Raw genomic sequence first — 21008 nt, 5'->3', positions numbered from 1 at the left:
TCAGAGCCGGAACAGGCCCGTGTCGATCCAATACTCATCTTCGAAACCCAGCGTGTGCAACCGAAGCAGCACCTCGCCGCGCTTCATCGCGGTGGCTTCGGAATCTTCAACCTCGGTCACCGAGAAAGCCTCGCGCATGGCCTCGCGCCTGAGCACGCTTTCCGAAGTTTCCACGTCCGGATCACCATCGAATTCGGTGCGCTCAAACGTGACCCTGAGAGGCGCCCGCGCCTGCGCCGACTGGGTGGCAAAATCGAGCCGGTACATCGGCGTTGTCGTCCAGCGCTCCAGCGGCAACTGCCGCGCCCCCAGATAAACCGGAGTATACATCGCCAGACTGGCTTCGAGCCCCTGCGCGGGGCCGTCGAGATCGACGTCCGAGAACAGAACCCGGTCGGCCATGATCTGTCCCGAGCTGTCCATCTCGCCAATGAATCGCGCCGTCGACTGCATACGGAAGGCGTTTGTCTGGACCTTGAAATTGGGAATGCGCGCTTCGGACAGCGCGATCAGCATGCCACCGACCGCAACAGTCGATTTTGGATCACCGATGCGTTGGGTCACGGGATCGCGGAACGGATACCAGCGACCCGTCTTGTAGTGGTGCATCGAGATCAGGCGGTGTGGCGGCACAACGAGGATTTCTTCGAGAATGGAACGAACCGCAGGAAGCCGCGACGGACGGCCCGTCAACAAAACAACATCGACCCCAAGGTGCCCCATGACCTCGGCCATGTTCGACAGCGCCTTCTGGAAAACCTCGCGGGCGATGGCATCCACCTCCTCGCGGGTGAAGCTAAGCGACAGGTCCCGTAGGGCAAATTCGGCGCCAAGATCACGCGCGGCGTCTTCAATGAACGCGGTAAGCGCTGCGGGAACCCGCCTGCCCTCACCTTCGAAGGTCAGAACGTCGCCAATATGGAGGCCCAACTGGCTGTCTTTTCGGGCGCTTTCGCAAGATTCCAGTATTGCGACGGCCAGCGGCATGAGAACCCGCAATGCAAATTGCCGGCGCTTTTGCACGGATTGCTGGTCAAGCCCGCCGATATCGCCGGTGAACAGCTCGCGGATCTTTTCGCCGACAAAGCGGCCACCGGCCTGTTCTATGGCGGTCTGCAACTCGGGCAGGATCACCGCGGCAATTACCCGTTGAAGCAATTCGTCACCTGCGACACGAAATCCCTCGCGGAATTCCTGCCTCGGGATGAGCATGCGCCCGGCCTCACCCCAGTAGGTGGTGATCATCAGATCAGTCGTGCCACCGCCGATATCAACACAGGCCAGACGCAGGGAAGGCTCGGCCTGCCCGCCTGCCAGACGCTTCCGGGGGGTTCCTTTCAACTGCAGGAAACGGTCAATCCTGCCGTCGAATTTCTGCGTCAATTCGGAGTAGAGCCAGACAAGCTGTGTGCAACTGGCTTCATCCCATTCCACGATCAGCTCGGGCGGGCGGGAGATTGCGCTTGCCCCTTCCTGCAGCCCCAACATCGACCAGACCAGCGCCAGAGCGCCCTTGGCCTTGGACCGTATGATCGCCTGTTCCTGCGCTGTGGTCGCGGTGGGCAGCGTCAGGATGATCCGGTCCAGCCTGCGTGGCAGTTCCGACTGCGGGCGTTTGGCACGCGACGTCGGAGCGTTCACCTGCACTAAAGCATGCGCAATGATCTCGGCCAGCATGAACCCGAACAGCGATGCGCGGGCAAACCGCGGCCGGATCGCAGGCGTTTTCGAGCTTTGGCCGCGCGGGCGCAGCCGGGCCTGTTCATCTGCCGAAACCTGCTCAAGAACATCGCCTGTTTCGTTCAGAAACCGCATCGCCGCACGCACGGATTTAGGCAGTGAATTGGGATCGGAATGATGGTGAAACCGCCAATCCTGCTGCAATGGCGTATCATCCCAGAGATACCGTTTCGGGCTCGACAGTCCCGAGGCGGTTTCGGTTCCTTCTTCACCCGCAATAAGGCGCAGAGCTTCTGGCCCTGTCCGTACGAAGCTTGGCCAGAGAAACCCATTTCGGCGTCCCGAGCGCGAGGCAAACCGCTCATCGCCCATCCGAAACTCGGAAAACTCCACACGGCTGTCGAACAGCCCGGAATAATACAGCTCGGGCCGCGAAAGATCCCGGAGTTCCAGCGGGAAAGACCGCGCCAGATCCAATCGTGTTTCGCCCGGGAACCGTTCGATCAGGATGCCGCAGGTGCGGGAATTGCCCACATCAAGCACCAGTTCCGTGTCAACCGGCGTCAGACTGTCACGATCGCTGACCGTGTTGGTCAGCCTGATACGCGGGATCTCGACGGCGCGGTCGATCAGTCGAAGAAACGCGAGATAGCGGGCCCAGTGCTCGAACTTGTGCGGCAGAGTGTCGGCCGTGATACGGCGGCCCGGGCGTTCGGCCCGCTTAAAGGACATGAACAGGCCTTCGAGCCAGTCCGAAACCCATTTCTGCAAATCAAGCAGATCACCTTCGGGTGCCGGTTCGAGCCGGCGCAGAAACCAATCCATTCGAGCGGGATCCGCGACAAAGCGGAAATCGCGGGATTTTTCTGCGTCGGCGCGTTCGGGCGCGAGATACTGCAACCCCTGTTCTTCTTCCACCAGAGTCGTATCAAGCGCCAGCTGAACCCTGTGGGTGTGGCCGTGCTCCGGATCCGGAGTTTCCAGTTCCACGACCCTTATCCGCGCCCATGCGGTGGGACCGGGATCGAAACGTTCGGCCCCGTCGGCACCGCGTTCGGTTTTCAGGCGCAAAACCGGAACCGGCACCCATTTCGACAGAAAAGGCTCCAGTGCGGAAACCGCACGCACCGAATAGAGATCATCGTCATCGCGTCCGGCGGCTTCGATTTCCTCATCCCTCTCGGGATCACCGGTCAGTGGCAGCAACGCCCAGTCGTCGCGTGTCTCATCGCCGCCGACGACCCGCTCAATGAAACGGGCATTCTTCAGTTCGAGCGTATCCAATCGAAACCCGAAATCGAGCATCTGCGGCCCCGAATACGGAATCAGCGTGACCTCGTCCCGCGCCTCCATCAACGGAGCCAGTTGTTGAGAGCTTTGCATACCTGCCTACCTCGACCCGATTTTGAGTTCTGTGTCGCCCGGTAACGACAGACTAACCGGTTCAGCCAGCGCCGCAAAGCGGTGGATCAGGGCGCCTTCTTTCTTCGGCGCAGGCTGGATCGGTATCACTGGCTGACAGCCACGATCCAGAAGCGCAATCTCACGGTTGATGGCCGAGATCTCGTCGCTGAGCGCCAGGTGGTCGCGATAAGCAGCCTCCCATGCCGCGCGTTCACCGGGGCAATGCCGCAGCGGCCCGGGCTGCAGGGCACAAGGTGCAACCAGCAACCACAGAATTGTCGCCAGCATCACAAGGAGCAGCAGCCAGCCGAGCCAGATCAACCACCAAAAGGCACGCGGGTGATCCGCTGAAACCGGCCCCGATCCAATCTGGTCCGCGTGGGGCTTGGGAACCGATGCGGTCAGAACTCCGCGCACCGATTGTTGCGCCCCGCCTTGCCAAGCCCAGTGGACCAGAACAGGATGCAACGCTCCCTGCCCGTCCTCCACGGCATAGATCATTGCCTCGGATGGCACCTGCAAGGCATTGTGCAGAGCTTCGGCCAGCCGGATCTCTTCGGCAGATCCTTGCCCTAGCCGGTTCGCTTCGGCCCCGATTTCAGTTGTCAGACGGTCAAGCTTGCCCCGCACCACTTCCTGCCCGGCCGGATCCAGATCAAGAAGCTTTGACGGCTTGCCCTGAAATGATGCGTACCAATCGAACCGGTCACCGTGCTCGGCGGCCACCGGTTCGGCGAATAGCGCCGAGTGGTCGGGCCCTAGCCTTTCGCGCAAAACCCCCGAGATCAGCTCGTAGGACCGCTGCGCCGCCGATCCAAGAGGCTGCAACCCTTCCGAGGACGTCGTGACGAGAAAGGCCTCGAACATCTGTTACTCCCCCGCCGCCGCACGCCGAACGGTCGGCGCACATTCCGCTTCGTCCAGCGACGGGACGGCGGGCGTATCCTGCAGGAAGGCAACAAGATCTGCGACAGTCAGTGCAAAACCCCGGTTTTGCAGCTGACCTTTGCGCACAAAGCTGTTCACCCCGACCACACGCCCACACTGATCAACCAGCGGCCCGCCGGAATTTCCGCTGCTCAGAGGGGCCGAATGCATCAGCACCCGTGTGTCCGGGCCGATCTGCTGCTCGGTGTTCACGATTCCATCGGTCACGGTGAGATCCGGCACCGCGCTGACCTTGCCATTGGTCAAGGCAGAAAAATCCACATCCAACTCCAGCACATCACCGGGATATCCCGCTGCGATGACCTGATGAAGTTTCAGCGATCCCGACGGCACATGCAGCGCAAAGGCCGGCAGATCGGCGCCTTCGATCCGCAGCAGGGCAAGATCGCTGCCGGTTTCAGACAGCGGCCCATCGGATTTGAGAACCTGCGCAGGTTTCGGCGCGTCCAGACTTGCTCCGATGACATGGATCGCACCGTCCATCGCATCCGCGATCACATGCTGATTGGTCACGATCAGCCCCGGCCCGACAACAAATCCGGACCCTGTGGCAAGCCCGCCCGGCTCCTGAGCGAGGATCAGAACGGTCCGGGCCTCGATATGCGAAAGCAGATCCCCTTGGTTGCCCTGCTCCCCGACCATCAGGCGGCCCGGCGCATTGGGAAGGATTGCGTCGGGAGCTGCCTGTGCCTGCTCTGGCGGAACCGTTCCGACCGCCGGAGGCGTCAGACCCTCGGGCGTCAATCCGTCAGGTAGAAGTAAAACCCCATCCTTGCGGCAAACTGCGCCGTCAAGCGCCGCCGCCAGCTCGGCCCTGCGAGCGCGAAGACTGTCGTTGAGCTCGCGCTGCGCGGCCAGCGCCGCCTCTTCCGTGACCACCGGAGGCGACGCTGCATGAAACAAGCGCGTTTCCGGCATCAAGAGCCATGCGAGAACACCACCGGCAATCAGCAGCAACAGAACCAGTGGCAGCCACGCAATCATCGGCAATCGACGCGGAGATGTGACCCGGCGCGGGTCAGGTGTCCCAGCGAGCGTTGCAGCAGGCGGAACCACCGCGGTGGCCGGTGGTTCTGTGGGGGCGTGCGCCGAAGCAGCCGCAGCGGACACTGTTTCCTGTAGGGGCAGGTATTGCCCCAGAGTCGCAGCGTAGTGCGCAGGGCGGGCCGTCGCGTCGGCGCCATTGCCATCCGGCATCAACCCCCAGTTCACAATGACTGGCCGATCGCCCACGACCATCACGTCGTCCGTGCCATAGGTTGTCAGCGCGCCCAGCGCCAGATCGCGATGCGCAGTGTCGTCGCCCAGCGCCCGCACCGGGCGCAGGTGATCACTGAGATACGCCTCGATCCGGTCACGTTCGGCTCCGGTCAGGCTGCTCAACGGACGCGCATCGCCTGCCTGTTCGCCATACCACGACACAGTCGGCGGAGACGCATCGTTGCCCTTGCTGATCAGCGGCTCAGCAAACAGCGCTGCTGTTTCGGGCCCGGCCCGCTCGCGCAGCAAGGCCTGCAATTCTTCGTATCGTTCCAGAATGGGCGCACCACCGGCTTCGACAAAATCAGAAGCCCCCACGCGGATCTTGGAAAGGAATTGGTCGGCCATGGCCTATCTCCTGGCCCGGCGCAACGTCGCGTTGCTGCGGCCATTGGTTTCAGGTTGATACGTGTCGCAATGGGCATTGCCCCGGGCATCCAGCCTGCAGGTGATGTCGCGCCGGAAAATCTCGGACCCGTTGCTGCATTTCAGATTGCCCGGTTCCCTCATGGTCAGCTTGCCATTTCCGGGAAGACGCCCGGTCAGCCGGCCTTCGCAGCGTGTTCCGTTGGTGGACCGCATGACCTGAGTTCCATTTCCATTGCGGTCGAAACAGATGCGCCAGTACTTGAACTGAGTAATCTCGCCGGTGCGGATCTCGCGCACGGCATAATTCGAAGACAGCTGCCAGCAGCCCTCCATCTTCGAGATGTCCCGGTCGTTGAAAGCATCCGGTGCCAATCCGCTTGGGGTCTTTGGCTTGGGAGGCGGTGGGGGAGGTGGCGGCGGCGGCGGATCGGCCTCGCATTGCAGCAACGCAAGTCGCTGCTCAAGAGCGGTGACCTGGCCTGTCAGATCGCGCGTCAATTGATCTTCGGTCGCGAGATCGGCACGCCGCTGCAGAACCTCTGCTGTTTCACAAAAGGAAAACACGGTGCCGATAATGGGCAGACGCACGCCGCATGAACGAAGCAGCAGAGCGGCCGAGGCGCCAACGGCCAAAACCAGCAGTAGCGCAAGAAGCGAGATGGCCAGACGCATGACACCCTATGCTGACACCCTGACGCCACTCCCCCGTTACTGCCATGCCCGACACTGGCAATCCGATAGCGAAGCTGACGGTCCCTCCGGAGATGCACCGCAGCGAAAATCGGGCCAGCAGCGAGACTGCAAAGGTGAGGAATGGCCTCTTTTCAATCACTTTGAGTGTATGCCGCCCGTAGCGGAACCTGCAAGGGACAGTTTTGTGAGCGCGGCCATAACCTGCCCGCACCGACTGGCTACCGCGATGATCCCGCTCGGGCCTTGTGCCCCGCGCCGGCTTGGGCGCCGAAAATGACGCCAGCCAAACGCCAGACCGCAAAGTTCTGCCGTTTCGACAACATTGCATCGGTGCGTGCAAACACGCATGACGGCCGATGGCAAAACGTGCATCTGGGCCACAAACCAAAGTCGAAAACGGCGCGGCGGCCCCACCTATTTAGTGGCTCGCCTTGATCAGCATGATCTATGCTCCCGCCCGTTGCCGCATCAATCCGGGTTCATTGGGGAGGTCGGAACAATCAAAACAGATTCGATATCTGTGTCTGAAGGTATGGGCTCGTAAAACCGGTGGCAGGCCCTGCCCGCCCGTTTCGCCTGATAGAGTGCCATGTCGGCGGCGTGCAAAAGGCCAGGTCCGTCAGGAGAAACCAAGTCACCTGACAGCACAGTGCCGATACTGGCCGAGACTCGACAAAGCTGACCGTCAAACGGAATTGGTTCTTCGAGCCGGGAAATCAGACGTTGCGCAATGCTGTCCAGACGGTCCCTGTCCTGTAGCTGATCGAAGATCAGCACGAACTCATCCCCGCCGATGCGCACCACGGTGTCCCGGTCTCGGGTCATTTCGACCATGGCGTGGGCCACTTCCTGCAACACACGGTCCCCGGCGGCATGACCCAGCGTGTCATTGACCGCCTTGAAATAATCGAGATCCAGATGCATCAACGAAAACCGGGCCCCGCCAGAGATTAACCGCTCGAGGACATGATCCATCGCTCTGCGGTTCTTGAGGCCGGTCAGGGTATCGGTATAGGCCTGTTCCTCGGCAGCAATCATCGCCCCTTGCAGGCGCTGGTTCAAGCTTCGTGACGCCTCCATTGCGGCTGACTTGGCTTCGACCAGATACAACAGCTCGATGGCCAGATCCGTGGCCGCAAAGTCAGCGCTGTTCAGGTCATAGTCCCGCACAGCATCCAGAATAGATATCCCAAAAGACAGGTTTAGCACCGCTCCCCCCCCATCGAGCGGGACAATCAGCCCTTTCAGCGCCGTTCTGGGCACATCCCGGAATTGCAGATGCAGCTTTGCCCCTGAAACGGTCATAAGATCGGACATGGATGCGACCGAGCGCGGGCGCAGCAACTCGAACACTTCCATGAAGCGCTGACCTTGCATCTGCGCCGCTGGTCTCAGTTTTTTCAATGTCGGCCCGGCTTGAACGATATGCCCTGTTTCATCCAGCAGCACATACATCGGACAGAATTGATCCATGAGCGTTACAAATTGCGGTTCACACAGCATCATGTCCGGGCCCCAAGATCAAAACTGCGTCCCTCTGCAAATGCGCTTTCAACGAGGGTAATCGAAAGTCTCTCGGCGCCGTTCACCCCACCGAGATGTTCAAGAAACGCAAGCGCCCCGTAATCATCCGCCATCGCGCGCAGGATACCCAGCATGACGCTACCAAACCCGGGAATGCCCGGCCCACAGGATAGACTGAATGTACCGGAGGTATGTTCCCGCAGCTCCATCCACGGCAGTTCCAGATCGGACACCGCCAAGCGGGCTCGATCAGGAAGGTCATCCAGAGAATGCAGAAAGTCGACATAGGTTTCACCACCGAACCGCAACAGGCGGCGCAGCGACTTAACCTTGGGATCGGATACCAGATAGGTCCCGAGATCTTCGAGAATCTCTGCCTGAGGCCGGTTCAGTTCAGCGCACAGCGCGTCAAGCACCGCGCGGGTCTGGGCGCTGTCATACAGAAGCATGGCCTCAAACTCGACAAAACCCAGCTGCGCCGCCTCGGCCACACGCATCCAGCTATCCTGCCCGTAGGCGTGGCAGGTAAAGGATTCTATGGCTTTGTTGATCAGCCCGTGCATGTCCGGTCCCTGAAGCAGCTTTGCGGCAGCTTCACCGGAAAATGCTAACAAACAACCAACGATCACGACCTGTCAGAAGGCAAACCTTCAAAAGGCGTCAGAAATCGGTTGGCGCACCGCCTTCGGATTTCCGGCGTGCCACGAACTCGGCCAGCTCCTCACGGATCGCCTCATCCAACGGAGGCGGCTCAAAACTGCCAATGATGTGCTTGAAGATGTGATGAGCCCGTTCCGGGGTCCAGACCGCACCAGCAGCTTCCCAAGCTTCGAAGTTCCGCCAATCACTGAGAAACGGCTGATAGAAGGCCTCGGTATAGCGGTCCTGCGTATGCTGAATGCCGAAGAAGTGCCCCTCCTGCCCGACTTCCGCAATGGCATCCAGCGCGATGTCATCAGCCGTGGTGGCGAATGTCGCGGGGTCCATGTACCTCTGGATCTGCTGCAGTATCTCGCAATCCATGATGAACTTTTCGGGGCTTGCGATCAGCCCCCCTTCGAGCCAGCCCGCGGCGTGGTAGACCATGTTGCTGCCGGATTGCACCGCCGCCCAGAGCGAGTTCGAGGTTTCCCACATGGCCTGCCCATCCGGCACATTGGCTGCGCAAACGCCTGATGACCGCATCGGCAGGTTGTAGTACCGGGCCATCTGGCCAGTCATCTGGGTGGCGCGCATGTATTCGGGTGTTCCAAACGCGGGCGCCCCGGATTTCATGTCCACATTCGACGTGAAAGTGCCGATGGCACAGGGAATGCCCGGCTGCACGTACTGAAACAGAGCTATGGCACACAATGCCTCGGCCAGAGACTGCCCCACGGCGCCCGCCATTGTGACCGGTGCCATAGCCCCGGCCAAGGTGAAGGGCGTGACCACGATTGCCTGCCCCCGCCGGGCGAGGCGAAGGCAGCCATCGATCATCGGTTCATCATGTTTCAGCGGCGAAGTGGAATTGATGTTGGTGTACATCCGAGGAGTGGCTTCGAACGCGTCGTGGCTCCATCCGCCGGAAATGCGCACCATCTCCATGACATCCTCGACCCGTTCCTTGCCCAGCGAATAGGCGTGCATCACCTTGTCCGACAGCGTCAGCTTGTCATAGAGCACATCGAGATGTCGCACGCTGGCATGAATTTCGACCGGCTCGACAGGATAGCCGCCGGCGAAATGGATACAGTTGAAATACTGGGTCAACTTCATCAGATTGCGGCACATCTCGCGATTGCCCGGCACTTTGCGACCGATTTCAAGATCCCAATAGTTTGGCGGCGACGAGACATTGCCAAACAGCATATAGTTCTCGCCAACCGTCAAAGTCCGGTCCGGGTTTCGAGGGGTCAAGGTAAAACTGGGTGGTGCCTTTCCGACCATTTCCATAACGAAATCCCGGTCCATACGAACCAGATCGCCATCAATCGAACACCCGGCCTGCTTCAGGATCCCCAGCGCCTCCTTGTTCAGAAAACGCACTCCTATCTCTTCGAGGATACGCATCGCTCCGTCATGGATTGCAGCGACCCCGTCGGGGGTCAGCGGTTCGATCGGACGATCCCGGTTGACCGGCGGATTCCACGGCATCTGTTCGATCACCGCCGATCCCCGTCGCGCGGCAGCACCGGCCCGTCCCCCTCCCCGGCGTCTGCGGGATGCAATCTCGGTCATCCGTTCCCCTCCGTGTGATGCGCTTGGAGCGTAAACCCGGAAAGCGCGTGTGCCCCTCTTCAGGACCTAGAAGGGACCGGAGAACCATGGCAACTCCGCTCCGAACACGACACATTCTGTCGCGTTCTTGCCCGGAAAGACGTTTTGGACGGCGTCAGGAGCGGATTTCGCAGTCCCGTCGACCACAAACGCCAATCCGCCCGGGCAGTCGACCTACCTGCTCAACCATCCGGGGATATGCCCGATACTTGGCAACACGACATCCGCATGCGGGGCAAGTTCGCTTTCGGCAGCGAGACCTGTCAGCACTCCCACAGTCACCATACCGGCGGCGCGGCCAGCCAAAAGGTCATGGGTGCTGTCTCCAACCATCGCCACCCGTTCGGGCCGGGTATCAACATGATCGGCAAAAGCCAGCAACTGGCCCGGGCCGGGTTTGGCGCCAAACCCACTGTCGAAACCGGCGACGAAGTCAAACCGGTCGCGCACACCTGCGGCGTCGAGATGTGCTTTGGCCGGCTCTTCGGCATCGTTGGTGGCGACCCCCAGCCGGAACCCCTGCTGACGCAACCCATCGAGAAAGCCCGCCAGCGGCACTGCCTCGGCCTGTGGCGCAATCGCAGCTTCCTCGTTGAGCATGTCGATCAGCCCGACGTGAGTGTGCCCGGGGAGGTGCGGATGCAGGGCGGCGGCAATCTCGGACGGGGTACCCGCAATTACGATACTGTTGGGAAAAAAGCGCCGAGCGGCAAAATCAAAACCAATTTCAAGACCTAGTGCTTGGGCCCTGGTCGCATCCTGCCCGCAAACACGCAACAGGAAGGCTTCGGCAAAGACCTCCCAAGTGGCCCCGAAATCGAACAGGGTGCCATCCTTGTCGAACAGAAACGCCTCGATCTGCATCACAGCCTCCGTGTTGTAAGGAACCCTTGGAAAGGGCGTCAGGTCCAGTGCATTCCCGCTGGTCCGGCTAGCGCGGCCCGTGCAAGGTTGGGATGCTCGTATGGCACATTCTGAGCGTCACAGAAACCAATTATCCACGCGTCGTCCATCATCAGAAAGTCGAGCACCGACAGCAGAAAGTCCCGGTCCCCGGCACGCGCGCGCAGGTCAGCTTCGGTCGCGCCGGATGCGCCCAGAAACACCGGCAGCAGGTCTTCGTTGCCGACAAGCCATGTCAGCGCCCTGAGAGAAAGGGTTTCAGCGTCGGACTCCGAGTACTTCATTCTGGATCAGGCCGAAGCGCCGGCCGTCGGCGCGGCCTTTTCAATCCACGCGTCCAACGTGTCCAGATCCGGGGTCACGCGTTCGGCATCCCCTCCTGTGAAGTCCAGAAACTTCTGTTCATTGAGCCCGTTGACGCCAACTATGACCGGGATTTCACGCATCATCGCCTCTGCGATCAGCGGCCGGAAACCGCGACCGTCCGCTTCGTGTTTTCCGAACTTGTTGATGATCAGCAGACGCGGTTGCGTGTCGAGCGCTTCGCCAACCCGCGCAACCGCTTCTTCCAGCGCCGAAGGATCCAGCCGGCAGCCGCGCGCCCCAGCCCCCAGTGACTGCGAAATACGGATCACCGGGCCGTCGGGCAGGACTTTCAGATCCATGTCGCATTTGGAGTCATCGGCACATTCGGTGTTGGTCTGGACAACCCCGGCAAGATCACCCCCCTGCTGGAGCAGGCGCTCGGCAAAAGTGCTGAGCAGCCGGTCGGTTTCACCGCGCCCTGTGGTAATGACATAGGCCAGATGCATGGTCTTGCTTCCTTTTCCTTGCGAAACGTCCGGTGCCGGTTGATGCATGTAGCATGGCCGTGAACCGTCGGCCATACCAACAATGGTCGCGGACGGATACCGATGCACCCATTGGGCCCGGCCTAATTGCCTCGGTTACGGCAAAGGGGACATCCCAATGATCGGGCCATGCAACAGGAGTAGGGCCAGCCAAAGCAGCAAAGCTGTAGCCCAAACCCACAACGGAAGCGGCGGCGATGGCAAGCGCAGCGACAGCCGCGCGGTGTTTTGCGCCAATCGAGACCAATCGGAGCCAAGTTCACGTTTCTTGCGCCGGTCGATCAAGCTCATCCCCACCACGGCAAACACCGCAAACAGCCCGAACAGGATCACATGCGCAAGACTGCCGTTCGCCAACAGATGCGACCCGGCCCAAAGGCATAATGCCAGCAACAGCGGGTGACGGCTGGCCGCCAAAATTCCGGGTGCATCCGGGTCAAACTCACGTCGCCCCATTCCACCAAAGGACAGCGGGTTCCGGATCGCCATACCTGCGACGGCCAGAAGGCAAACAACCGGCATAGCGAGATTGGGTAGCCAGCGCAAAATTTCGAGCGGCGGAATAACCTCGATATACGGGGCCCGCGCAGCAGCCACGATCAGCCACAACAGAATCGCAAGCGACGCCAGCGAATAGCAGACGAAGTAGCCCGTGCGCCCAAGTCGCGCGATCAGCCACGGTCTGACCGGGGGCCGCACCGGGATGGCATGGCTGATCAGAAAGACCACCAAGGCCAAGATAAATTCTCCCCAACCGCCCATTCCGGCCTCCAGTCCGCCTGTCTCTGGTCTTTGTGGATGACTAGCTCCGGTCTTTGCTGCGATCCTTGCGCAAAGTCAAACGTCGCGCCGAACCTGCGCACTGCTCAACGCAAACGCGGCCAGTGGCCCCGGTCACGCCGGTTGACGCGCATCAATCAGAGGCCAAGCGCCGCGCGGCGATCTTCGGCGAAACCCTGCACCAGACGGTCCGCAATGAATGCGAGGATCGCCATGGCCGCGCCTGCCGAGATGCCAAGCCCTACATCCGCCTGCCCCAATGCCAGATAGATCGACTGGCCCAGCCCGGTCGTGCCGATCAGTGCCGCGATCACCAGCATCGCAAATGCATAGAGAATGGTCTGATTGAGCCCCAATAGGATCGTTGGGGCGGCATAAGGTGCGCGCACATCGCGCAGGGTCTGCCATTCGGTCGCGCCGCTGGCGACAGCCCCTTCCAGCATTTCCGGCGGCGTGGTCACAAGGCCGTGGCGGGTGTACCGGATCATTGGGACGATGGCATAGGCGCAGATCGCCAGAAACGCTGAAAACTCTCCGATCTGGAAGAACATCAGCATCGGGATCAGGAATACAAACAGCGGGATCGTCTGGAGCATGTCACAGATTGGCCGCACGATCTTCCAGACCAAGGGGCTGACGGCCGACAGCAAGCCAATCGCTCCGCCCACAACCGCACAGGCAAACACCGCAGCGCCACTGAGATAAATGGACAAGAGCGCGCGTTCCCAAAGCCCCGAAACCAGGATGGTCAGCAGCAATCCGACGGACAGGATCGCAAGACGGCGGCCGCCCGCCACGGAACCCAGCGCCGCAACCGCGGTCAGCACAAAAGGCCAAGGAAGGTTCGCGACACCCGTTTCCAGAACACCGACTGCGATCATGAAAAGCGCCGCCCCGGTGATATGGTTACGCAAGACCATCAGTGTTGCGATTGCTGCGCTTGCGGCAAACAGCCAAAGGCTCATCGCCGGCGTCCATGCAAACCCCCAAGTGAAGGGCAGCACAGCTTCATCCAAGCCGATCCGAAGCGGCAATAGCACATAGAACATCGCGCCATTCTTGAACCCGTCCAGCCAAGCTCCGTTGGCCTGCGTAAAGCGGGTCAGGCCAGTATCAATTCCCTCGGCCAGAGGTGACAGCAGCGTGAACGTCGCGGGATCCGGCAGACGGGTCCAGAACGCAGCGGTAAAAGCCAGCGCCAGCCCAAGGATTGCCCAGGCAACACGCGGGTCATACCGGTGGCGGCGATCGGCGGCGAGAACACCACTCATCCGGTCGATAACCACGGCAAATACCACGATCACAAAGCCGGCCAGCAGCGATTGTCCGAACTGGGCTTTGCGCATCGTCAGCAGCACCTCCCAGCCAATATCGTTGAAACCGCCAATGACCGCAGCGATGATGACCATGCTGAGCGCCGCCATGAGGCACTGGTTGACGCCAACCATGATCTGGGTAGAGGCCGATGGGATCTCGACCTGAAAAAGTTGCTGTGCCCGAGTGCCGCCGGACATGACTGCGGCTTCCTTGATCTCGGGATCAATGCGTTCCAGCCCCAGCATCACGTTACGCGCCATTGGCGGTGCCGCGTAGATGGCCGAGGCAATCAGCCCGACCACAGGACCGAACCCGAACAGGAGCAAGAGCGGGGTGAGATAGGCAAATGTCGGCACCGTCTGCATCACGTCCAGAACCACCTGCAATGCGCCCTTGATACGCGGAAACTCGTTCGCAGCAATCCCCAGCGTCATACCGACGATCAAGGCCAGCGGCACCGATACGGCAACCAACGCCAGCGTGTTCATGCTCTCCACCCAATACCCGGAGGCCAGCACAAAGCTCAGCCCGGCAAGCCCCATGACCGCCATCGGCACCCCGCCGAGGATCCATCCCAGGGCGGTCACCGCACCGATAATCAACGGCCAAGGGGTAAGGGTCAGCGCCATGTTGGCCCATTCCATCGGATAGCGCATGAGATCCGAAAACAGCCGCGCCACAGGTTTCAACGCTTCAAAGAGCGCACCCAGAACGGTGCCGACCCAATCGGTTGCCGGAACTGTCCATGCGGCCGGCCACTTGACCAGCCAGGGCGCGACCGGTTCAAGCGCAAGGCAAACCGCGCCGATCATCAGTGTGACCAAGGCCGCCTTTGCGCCCTGTGTCAGAGTCGGAAACCGGGTGTGCCGGGAGGACGCGGCCGAGGCGTGGCTCATGTTTCTTCCGCCTGCAATGCCGCGGCCAGATCTGCCGGGTTGACCGTGCCCACGATCTCTCCGCCTGCCCCGTGAACAGGGACGGGCTGATAAAGCTCCATGCAGCGCGCCAGGGCCGTGTCGAGCGTCATGTCCGTGCGCAGTCCCGGGTCATCCGGCCCCGCCCCCTCGGTTCCGGGCGACATGACCGAGCCCACTTTGGCGTGCCGCCCCTTGACCACGTCCTTGGAAAACTCACGCACATAATCATCGACCGGGTTGAGCACGATCTCGGTCGGCGTCCCGATCTGAACGATTTTGCCATCGCGCATGATGGCAATGCGATCGGCCAACTTGAGGGCTTCGTTGATGTCGTGAGTGATAAAAACAATGGTCGTCTTCAGCGTTTGCTGGATCTGCAGAAACTCGTCCTGCAATTGCCGGCGGATCAGCGGGTCCAGCGCTGAAAATGGTTCATCGAGAAACCAGACTTCGCAATCACCAACCAGAGACCGGGCAATGCCGACACGTTGCCGCTGGCCACCCGACAACTCGCGCGGATAGTGATGCTCGCGACCTGAAAGCCCAACCAGTTCAACGACTTCCATCGCCTTCTTGCGGCGTTTTTTGCCAGATATCCCCTGCACTCTCAGGGGATAGGCCACATTGTCGAGCACCGTCATGTGCGGAAACAACCCGAAATGCTGGAACACCATGCCCAGTTTTTCGCGGCGCAGTTCGATCAGACGCTGTTTCGAGGCGGTGACGATGTTCTCATCATGGATCCGGATCTCGCCTCCGGTGGCCTGAAGCAGCCGCGAGATGCAGCGAACGAGAGTCGATTTTCCCGAGCCAGACAAGCCCATGATCACAAAGAGCTCACCTTCCTTTACCTCAAAGCAGGCATCCTGCACCGCCGGGATCAGGCCAGACTCGCGCAGATGTCTGGCGGCCGCATCGGGATCGTTCCCTGACCGAGCTATCGCGTCGGTCAGGGCCTTTTCAGCTCCTTCGCCAAAGACCTGCCAGACATTCTGGCAGGCAATGGCGGGAGACTTGGTCTCGCTCACCAGTTGGGTCTCACTTGGTGGCCGCGTCGACGACCGGGCGCCATGCCGCTTCGTTGTCGCTCATCCACGCTGCAACAACCTCCTCGACCGAACCACCGTCAACATCAATCGCGCCCATCATCGGTTGCTGGGCTTCTACTGCAAGCTCGTAGTTGCTGAGGATTTCGTAAGCCGCCGGCCACTTGTCCGCCAGCCCGTTCCAGCCAGCCTTGAAGATGCGCGAAGGTGAGAAATCGCAGTCGTTGACAGCGTTGGGGTTCGGTCCCCATGAGGCATCAGTAAAGCACGCCTCCTCGCCCGGCGGCAGGTCAACGAATTTCACGTCATAGGCAGACATCGCCCAATGAGGCTGCCAAAAAGTAATCAGCAGAGGCGACTTCTTCTCGGTCGCGGCGCGCAGTTCGGTGATCAGCGCGCCTTCGGATCCGGCGGGCACGGCTTTGAAAGGCAGTTCAAGCCCGGTCATGCGATCCGCGCCGGGTGTTCCCCAGTCGGCCGGATAATCAACAAGTCGGCCGTTTGGAATGGTTTCGGCAGTGGCAAAGGTCTGTGCACATTCCTTTAGAGCTTCCCATGCCGGCAGGCCGGGGCAGAGATCGGCGACATGAGCGGGATAGGCAATGCCTTCCTTGGCATCGAGTCCCAGATCACCCAGTTCGACAACTGTGCCCTCGGAAACCTTCTTGGCATACTCGTCCGATACGTTCGACGACCAGATCTCCAGCGTGGCGTGAATGTCGCCATCGGCAATGGCCTGAAACTGGTTCAGCATGCCAGCGGTGACATATTCCACCTTGTAGCCCGCCGCCTTGAGCATCTCGCCAGCAACATGGGTCGTGACATGCTGGCCGGTCCACTCATTGATCGCCAGCTTGATCGGCTCGTCCACCGCGCCCATGTCGGCGGCCTGCGCGGCGCCGGCTGCCGTGGCAAGGGCCAGTGCAAGGCTGATGTTCTTCATGTCGGTTTCTCCCTGATTATTGCGCCGACCCTGATGAAAGACCGGCCGTGTTGCGCCGGAACGAACGCCGGCGGGTTATTGACTGATGAGTCAACGTGCCTGCAAAACGCCCGCTTGTCGAGCCATTGCAAGCAATCTCTGAATTTTCTCACTTCCCGCCACGTCCGGTGGCTTGGCACTATCGATTTTCCTGCCTAGACTGCGACCCAAAAGAACCAAGGGAGGGCAGATTGCTCAATCGGAATTCAACAGTCACCACGGCGTTCAGAACCGTGGCAGGGGCGATCATTGCAGGAGCAATGCTGGCCCCCGTGGCGCTAGCAGAAACCATTGACTGGAAGACGGTTGGAGGCTGGGACATCTCGTTCTATCCTGGCTCCGAAGGATGTCAGGCGTTTGCGCTGTTCGAAGAAGACACTGCCTTTTTCCTCGGTTTCGACAATACCGACAACGAGCTCGTTCTCGACGTGACTCTGCTCGACCAACGCTGGGCCTCGATCGAGGGCGGCAAGGAATACGACATCGAGGTCAAGTTCGGTGACGAAACACCGTGGTCGCTGGAAATGGATGGAATCGTGATCGACGATCATCCCGGCCTCAACATCATGATTGACGCCGGATCGGACGAGGCCAGCCTTTTCGTCGATGAATTCCAACGTGAAACCTCGATGCGCTGGAGCTTTAACGACAATGTTCTTGGCAAATACACTCTGCGCGGCTCCCGACGTGCTTTTGACGAGGTGATCAACTGCCAGAAATCCTACATGGCGGCCCTGGCCTCGCAGAGCGATCCTTTCGCATCGTCGAGCAGTTCGGACCCCTTTGCCGACTGACATGGAACCCGGAGTGCTGCTGACATGACCCCGGACGCCGCGCAGGATTTTCTGAACGAGAATTTTGCCCAGTGGGTGCTGTCGCTCGACCTGACGGTCACGGAAATCGACCGGACACATGCGGTGGTGCGAATGCCGCTTGCCGAGCATCTCGCCCGGGTCGGTGGCATTGTTTCGGGGCAAGCACTGGCAGCGCTGGCCGACACCTCTATGGTTCTGGCCGCCATTGCCTATACAGGCGAGGCTAAACCGTTTGCCACCACCGATCTGCACACCCAGTTCCTGCGCCCCGGGATCGGCACCGCAATTCTGTGCGAGGCCGAGGTGGTTCGTGCGGGTCGATCGCTTGTCTTTGCCCGCGCCGCATTGAAAGAAGAAAGCAGCGGTAAACTTGTCGCCACAGCAACAGCAACCTTTTACGCGCCGTGAACGGTTTCGAAGGTTCGGCTGGCAACCAGCAGGAGAAACCCGATGCGCAGTTTTCAGGAGATCTTTGCCATCGCTGCCGACCGCCACGGTGGGCCTGATGCACTGGAGGCCAAGCTGTCCCGCCCTGCCTCTTCTGATGAACTTGCGGCTTTGCCCGAAGACCGGTGGTTGTCGATCCTGACAAAATGCATTTTTCAAGCCGGGTTCAGCTGGAAAGTGATCGACACCAAATGGGAGGGGTTTGAAGACGCGTTTGATGGGTTCGATCCCGGCCCCTGCGCCTTTATGGATGACGACAAGTTCGATGCCCTGTTGCGGGACACGCGCATCGTGCGCAATGGCGCCAAGATCGCGACGGTCCGGGACAACGCAGCCTTTCTGATCGAACTGCGCGAACAGGGCGGCGCCGGCAAGGTGCTGGGCGGCTGGCCGTCTGAAGATTATATCGGCCTGCTTGATCTGTTGAAATCCCGCGGCTCCCGGCTTGGTGGCACAACTGGCCAATATGCGATGCGCTTTGCCGGTCGCGACAGTTTCATCCTGTCTCGGGATGTAACGGCGCGTCTGATTGCCGAAGGGGTGATAGACAAACCCGCCGGATCAAAAACGGCGATGCGGGCGGTGCAGGCCGCCTTCAACGACTGGGCCGGGCAATCCGGCCGCTCGCTGACCGAGATCAGCCGTGTGCTGGCGATGAGCGTTTGATACGGTCAGACGGCTTTGGCGCCACGAACTGTTTTGCGCCAATCCCCTGTCACCGCCCGCATCGGGCTGGTAAGCTTTGCCCATGATCCTGCGGTTCCTCTGCCTTGTTCTGCTTGTGGCCGGTTGCGGACGTCCGCTTACCGATTCAGAATTGGGCTTTGCCGAGGAAATCCTCGGCGCGGGGCTGGATCTCGAACGGGTGCGGCTGGTTCGCGGCGCCCCGGTCGGGTCGGTCACGTTTCGCCGCGAGGCCCGTCCGCGCGTGACCTGCCGGGAACGCATCCTGCCGCCTCAGAAAGAAGAGATCGTCACCGCCAAACCCGCCGCGGTGGCGTTGTTCAACAAGGTCTATTTTTCAAAGGACTGGTACGTCGACAATTACATGCCCTCTTTTCCTGACCAGCTTTATCTGGTCGAGGGCATGTTGCTGGCCCATGAACTGACCCATGTCTGGCAATGGCAGAACCGGAGCAAAACCGGATACCACCCGCTTCGGGCTGCGGCCGAGCACGGCGGTGACGAGGATCCCTATCTGTTCGATCTGGACAATTCCGCCGATTTCCTGAGTTACGGCTATGAGCAGCAAGGCTCGATCGTCGAAGAATATGTCTGCTGCCGCGCCCTTGCACCGGGCGCGGCAAGGACGAAAAGGCTGCATGCAATGCTTGCCGAAGTCATGCCGATTACCGACCTGCCGCAATCCCGCCGCAGCGATGTTTATCTGCCGTGGAAGGATGCCGCGTTGAAGGGAATTTGCGATTAATCCGGTTGCCGTGTCGGAGGTGGCCCTGCAGACTTGGCTTGTGACGCGCTCAGATCAGGGCTGCTGAATACTTTCCAGATAGCTCAGAAGCGCCGCCAGAGGCCGCGGCGTCGGTGTCATGGTGCCATCCACTTCGACCGGAACGGTTTCGCCTTCGAGCAGGGTTCCGAATTCTGGCATGACTGTATCGGAAACCTTGCCCCGGCCATAGCCATCTATCTGGGACAGAACCTGCGCCCTCGGAAACTCGCCGCCATTGCGAGCGGAAATCCGGGTCAGGTCAGGCGCAGTCTGGCCGCCGATCAATGCCGCGCCTTCGCCGCGATACCCATGACATGCCGTGCAATTCTCGGCATAGATCTGTTCGCCTTCGGACGGGGTCGGCATTTCCGGATCTGCGGCACAGCCAGCCATCGCGACGAGAGAGGCAAACAGGAAAATCGGACGCATATACTTAACCGCCTTGTAGGGTTTGCAGGTATTCCAACAGGTCGACAATCGGTGCTGACGTCAGGACCGGCTGACCTGTCGGAGTTTTCGTGGCCTTGTCGTTGCCTTCAAAGAAGAACCCATAGACCGGCATCGGGCTGCCATGGCTGACCAGCGGATCACGCCCATCGATACGTTTGACCACACGCTCGGTCGGAAAAACGCCGTCATTGCCCGCAGACAATAGTGTCAGGTCCGCAGGCGGAACCACCAGCACACCCGCCATTGGCCCGTCGCCTGCTCCGTCAACACCATGGCAGGTGGCGCAATGGGTGCGATACAGGTCGGCCCCGACTTCGGGATCCTGCGCAACCGCCGGGGATGTCATAGCCAGCATCAAGGTGGCAGCAAGGGGAAGTTGGGATTTCATTGGTAGTCTCCTGTTTGAGCAGTCTGTTCTGTCCAGGCGATCACTGCAAGCGTCAGTTGACCTGCAACGATCTGACATGATCCGAAAGCGCCAACAACGCGGCTGGTGTGGCAATCCTGCGCCCGTCGGGGGCTGTCCATGTGACCTCCGGACCATCAAAAAGTGGCGCAAACTCTGGCATCAGGCCCTGCAAGTCTTTGCCGCGGTAGCCGTAGATTTCAGCCATGACCTGTTCGGCCGGGTAAACACCGCCATTTTCCGCCGCGAGCCTGCGCAAATCGGCTGGCGGGCGTGGCAATGTTGCTGCCAGCTCACCATCTCCTGCGCCATCCGGGCCGTGACAGCTAACGCAGTTCTGCCGGTAGAGCGAGGCGCCAGATGGGGTGCCGAGCGGATAGGCGCAGGCTGCAAGCGCCAGAGTCGCGCAAGCCGGAAGCAGGATCATGTATGCCTTCATCATGCGGTCCGCATTGAATTTTCTTGGTTTGCCTGTCCTCGGCAGGCTTGCCTGCACCCGGCTTCGGC

The 21008-nt window shown here is 60.5% G+C and carries 21 protein-coding genes; 4 read left to right on the top strand and 17 right to left on the bottom strand.

From position 1 onward, the window contains the following. The 14 genes from ACP15U_RS04610 to ACP15U_RS04545 all read right to left on the bottom strand — a co-directional run bounded on the left by ACP15U_RS04610 (position 1) and on the right by ACP15U_RS04545 (position 16894). On the bottom strand, positions 1–3063 hold the full coding sequence (locus ACP15U_RS04610; RefSeq protein ID WP_425043964.1) for a virulence factor SrfB: 3063 nt from the start codon (positions 3061–3063) through the stop codon (positions 1–3). Positions 3064–3069: 6 nt separating this feature from the next. Beyond that, complete coding sequence (locus tag ACP15U_RS04605; RefSeq protein WP_425043963.1) at positions 3070–3951, bottom strand: hypothetical protein; 882 nt, start codon at positions 3949–3951, stop codon at positions 3070–3072. Between the two features lie 3 nt (positions 3952–3954). Then, complete coding sequence (locus tag ACP15U_RS04600) at positions 3955–5640, bottom strand: trypsin-like peptidase domain-containing protein (protein ID WP_425043962.1); 1686 nt, start codon at positions 5638–5640, stop codon at positions 3955–3957. A 3-nt stretch (positions 5641–5643) separates the two neighbouring features. Next, a complete protein-coding gene (locus tag ACP15U_RS04595) occupies positions 5644–6333 on the bottom strand; it encodes a hypothetical protein (protein WP_425043961.1) in 690 nt (229 codons plus the stop codon). A gap of 489 nt (positions 6334–6822) precedes the next feature. Next, positions 6823–7857, bottom strand: coding sequence for a diguanylate cyclase domain-containing protein (locus ACP15U_RS04590; protein WP_425044278.1), 1035 nt, complete (start codon positions 7855–7857; stop codon positions 6823–6825). Beyond that, positions 7857–8441 carry a heme NO-binding domain-containing protein gene (locus ACP15U_RS04585; RefSeq protein WP_425043960.1) on the bottom strand — a complete coding sequence of 195 codons (585 nt, stop codon included), beginning with the start codon at positions 8439–8441 and terminating at the stop codon, positions 7857–7859. The genes ACP15U_RS04590 and ACP15U_RS04585 overlap by 1 nt, the downstream gene beginning before the upstream one ends. 97 nt (positions 8442–8538) lie before the next feature. Further along, positions 8539–10098: a trimethylamine methyltransferase family protein gene (locus tag ACP15U_RS04580; protein ID WP_425043959.1), complete on the bottom strand. Its 1560-nt coding sequence runs from the start codon at positions 10096–10098 to the stop codon at positions 8539–8541. Positions 10099–10311: 213 nt separating this feature from the next. Continuing rightward, on the bottom strand, positions 10312–11001 hold the full coding sequence (locus tag ACP15U_RS04575; RefSeq protein ID WP_425043958.1) for an HAD family hydrolase: 690 nt from the start codon (positions 10999–11001) through the stop codon (positions 10312–10314). A 38-nt stretch (positions 11002–11039) separates the two neighbouring features. After that, positions 11040–11324 (bottom strand): DUF3572 domain-containing protein, encoded by a 285-nt coding sequence (locus ACP15U_RS04570; RefSeq protein WP_425043957.1) that lies wholly within the window; start codon positions 11322–11324, stop codon positions 11040–11042. Positions 11325–11330: 6 nt separating this feature from the next. After that, the gene (locus tag ACP15U_RS04565) at positions 11331–11852 is read right to left on the bottom strand and encodes a DUF2478 domain-containing protein (RefSeq protein ID WP_425043956.1); all 522 of its coding nucleotides are present in this window, start codon (positions 11850–11852) and stop codon (positions 11331–11333) included. 135 nt (positions 11853–11987) lie between these two features. Further along, positions 11988–12653 carry an NnrU family protein gene (locus ACP15U_RS04560; RefSeq protein ID WP_425043955.1) on the bottom strand — a complete coding sequence of 222 codons (666 nt, stop codon included), beginning with the start codon at positions 12651–12653 and terminating at the stop codon, positions 11988–11990. A gap of 155 nt (positions 12654–12808) precedes the next feature. Further along, the gene (locus ACP15U_RS04555) at positions 12809–14884 is read right to left on the bottom strand and encodes an ABC transporter permease (protein WP_425043954.1); all 2076 of its coding nucleotides are present in this window, start codon (positions 14882–14884) and stop codon (positions 12809–12811) included. Beyond that, positions 14881–15933, bottom strand: a complete 1053-nt coding sequence (locus ACP15U_RS04550; protein ID WP_425043953.1) for a quaternary amine ABC transporter ATP-binding protein — start codon at positions 15931–15933, stop codon at positions 14881–14883. Before ACP15U_RS04550 ends, ACP15U_RS04555 begins: the two co-directional genes overlap by 4 nt. Before the next feature lie 10 nt (positions 15934–15943). Further along, positions 15944–16894: an ABC transporter substrate-binding protein gene (locus tag ACP15U_RS04545; protein WP_425043952.1), complete on the bottom strand. Its 951-nt coding sequence runs from the start codon at positions 16892–16894 to the stop codon at positions 15944–15946. A gap of 230 nt (positions 16895–17124) precedes the next feature. Between ACP15U_RS04545 and ACP15U_RS04540 the strand changes: the two genes are divergently transcribed. From ACP15U_RS04540 to ACP15U_RS04525, 4 genes are all read left to right on the top strand, one after another. After that, positions 17125–17727 carry a hypothetical protein gene (locus tag ACP15U_RS04540; RefSeq protein ID WP_425043951.1) on the top strand — a complete coding sequence of 201 codons (603 nt, stop codon included), beginning with the start codon at positions 17125–17127 and terminating at the stop codon, positions 17725–17727. A gap of 24 nt (positions 17728–17751) precedes the next feature. Then, on the top strand, positions 17752–18156 hold the full coding sequence (locus tag ACP15U_RS04535; protein WP_425043950.1) for a PaaI family thioesterase: 405 nt from the start codon (positions 17752–17754) through the stop codon (positions 18154–18156). A gap of 42 nt (positions 18157–18198) precedes the next feature. Continuing rightward, positions 18199–18861 carry a DNA-3-methyladenine glycosylase I gene (locus ACP15U_RS04530; protein ID WP_425043949.1) on the top strand — a complete coding sequence of 221 codons (663 nt, stop codon included), beginning with the start codon at positions 18199–18201 and terminating at the stop codon, positions 18859–18861. An 82-nt stretch (positions 18862–18943) separates the two neighbouring features. Further along, positions 18944–19624 (top strand): hypothetical protein, encoded by a 681-nt coding sequence (locus ACP15U_RS04525; protein ID WP_425043948.1) that lies wholly within the window; start codon positions 18944–18946, stop codon positions 19622–19624. A 54-nt stretch (positions 19625–19678) separates the two neighbouring features. On the opposite strand, the gene ACP15U_RS04520 is transcribed toward ACP15U_RS04525, so the two are convergent. Genes ACP15U_RS04520 through ACP15U_RS04510 form a run of 3 tightly spaced genes read right to left on the bottom strand, consistent with a single transcriptional unit; the run spans position 19679 to position 20940 of the window. After that, positions 19679–20074, bottom strand: a complete 396-nt coding sequence (locus ACP15U_RS04520) for a c-type cytochrome (protein ID WP_425043947.1) — start codon at positions 20072–20074, stop codon at positions 19679–19681. Positions 20075–20078: 4 nt separating this feature from the next. Next, positions 20079–20483: a c-type cytochrome gene (locus ACP15U_RS04515; RefSeq protein ID WP_425043946.1), complete on the bottom strand. Its 405-nt coding sequence runs from the start codon at positions 20481–20483 to the stop codon at positions 20079–20081. Between the two features lie 52 nt (positions 20484–20535). Beyond that, positions 20536–20940: a c-type cytochrome gene (locus ACP15U_RS04510; protein WP_425043945.1), complete on the bottom strand. Its 405-nt coding sequence runs from the start codon at positions 20938–20940 to the stop codon at positions 20536–20538. Positions 20941–21008 lie beyond the last annotated feature (68 nt).

The organism is Primorskyibacter sp. S87 (assembly GCF_049801055.1).
Classification (GTDB): domain Bacteria; phylum Pseudomonadota; class Alphaproteobacteria; order Rhodobacterales; family Rhodobacteraceae; genus JBNAGF01.
This window is presented reverse-complemented; position numbering and strand designations above follow the sequence as displayed.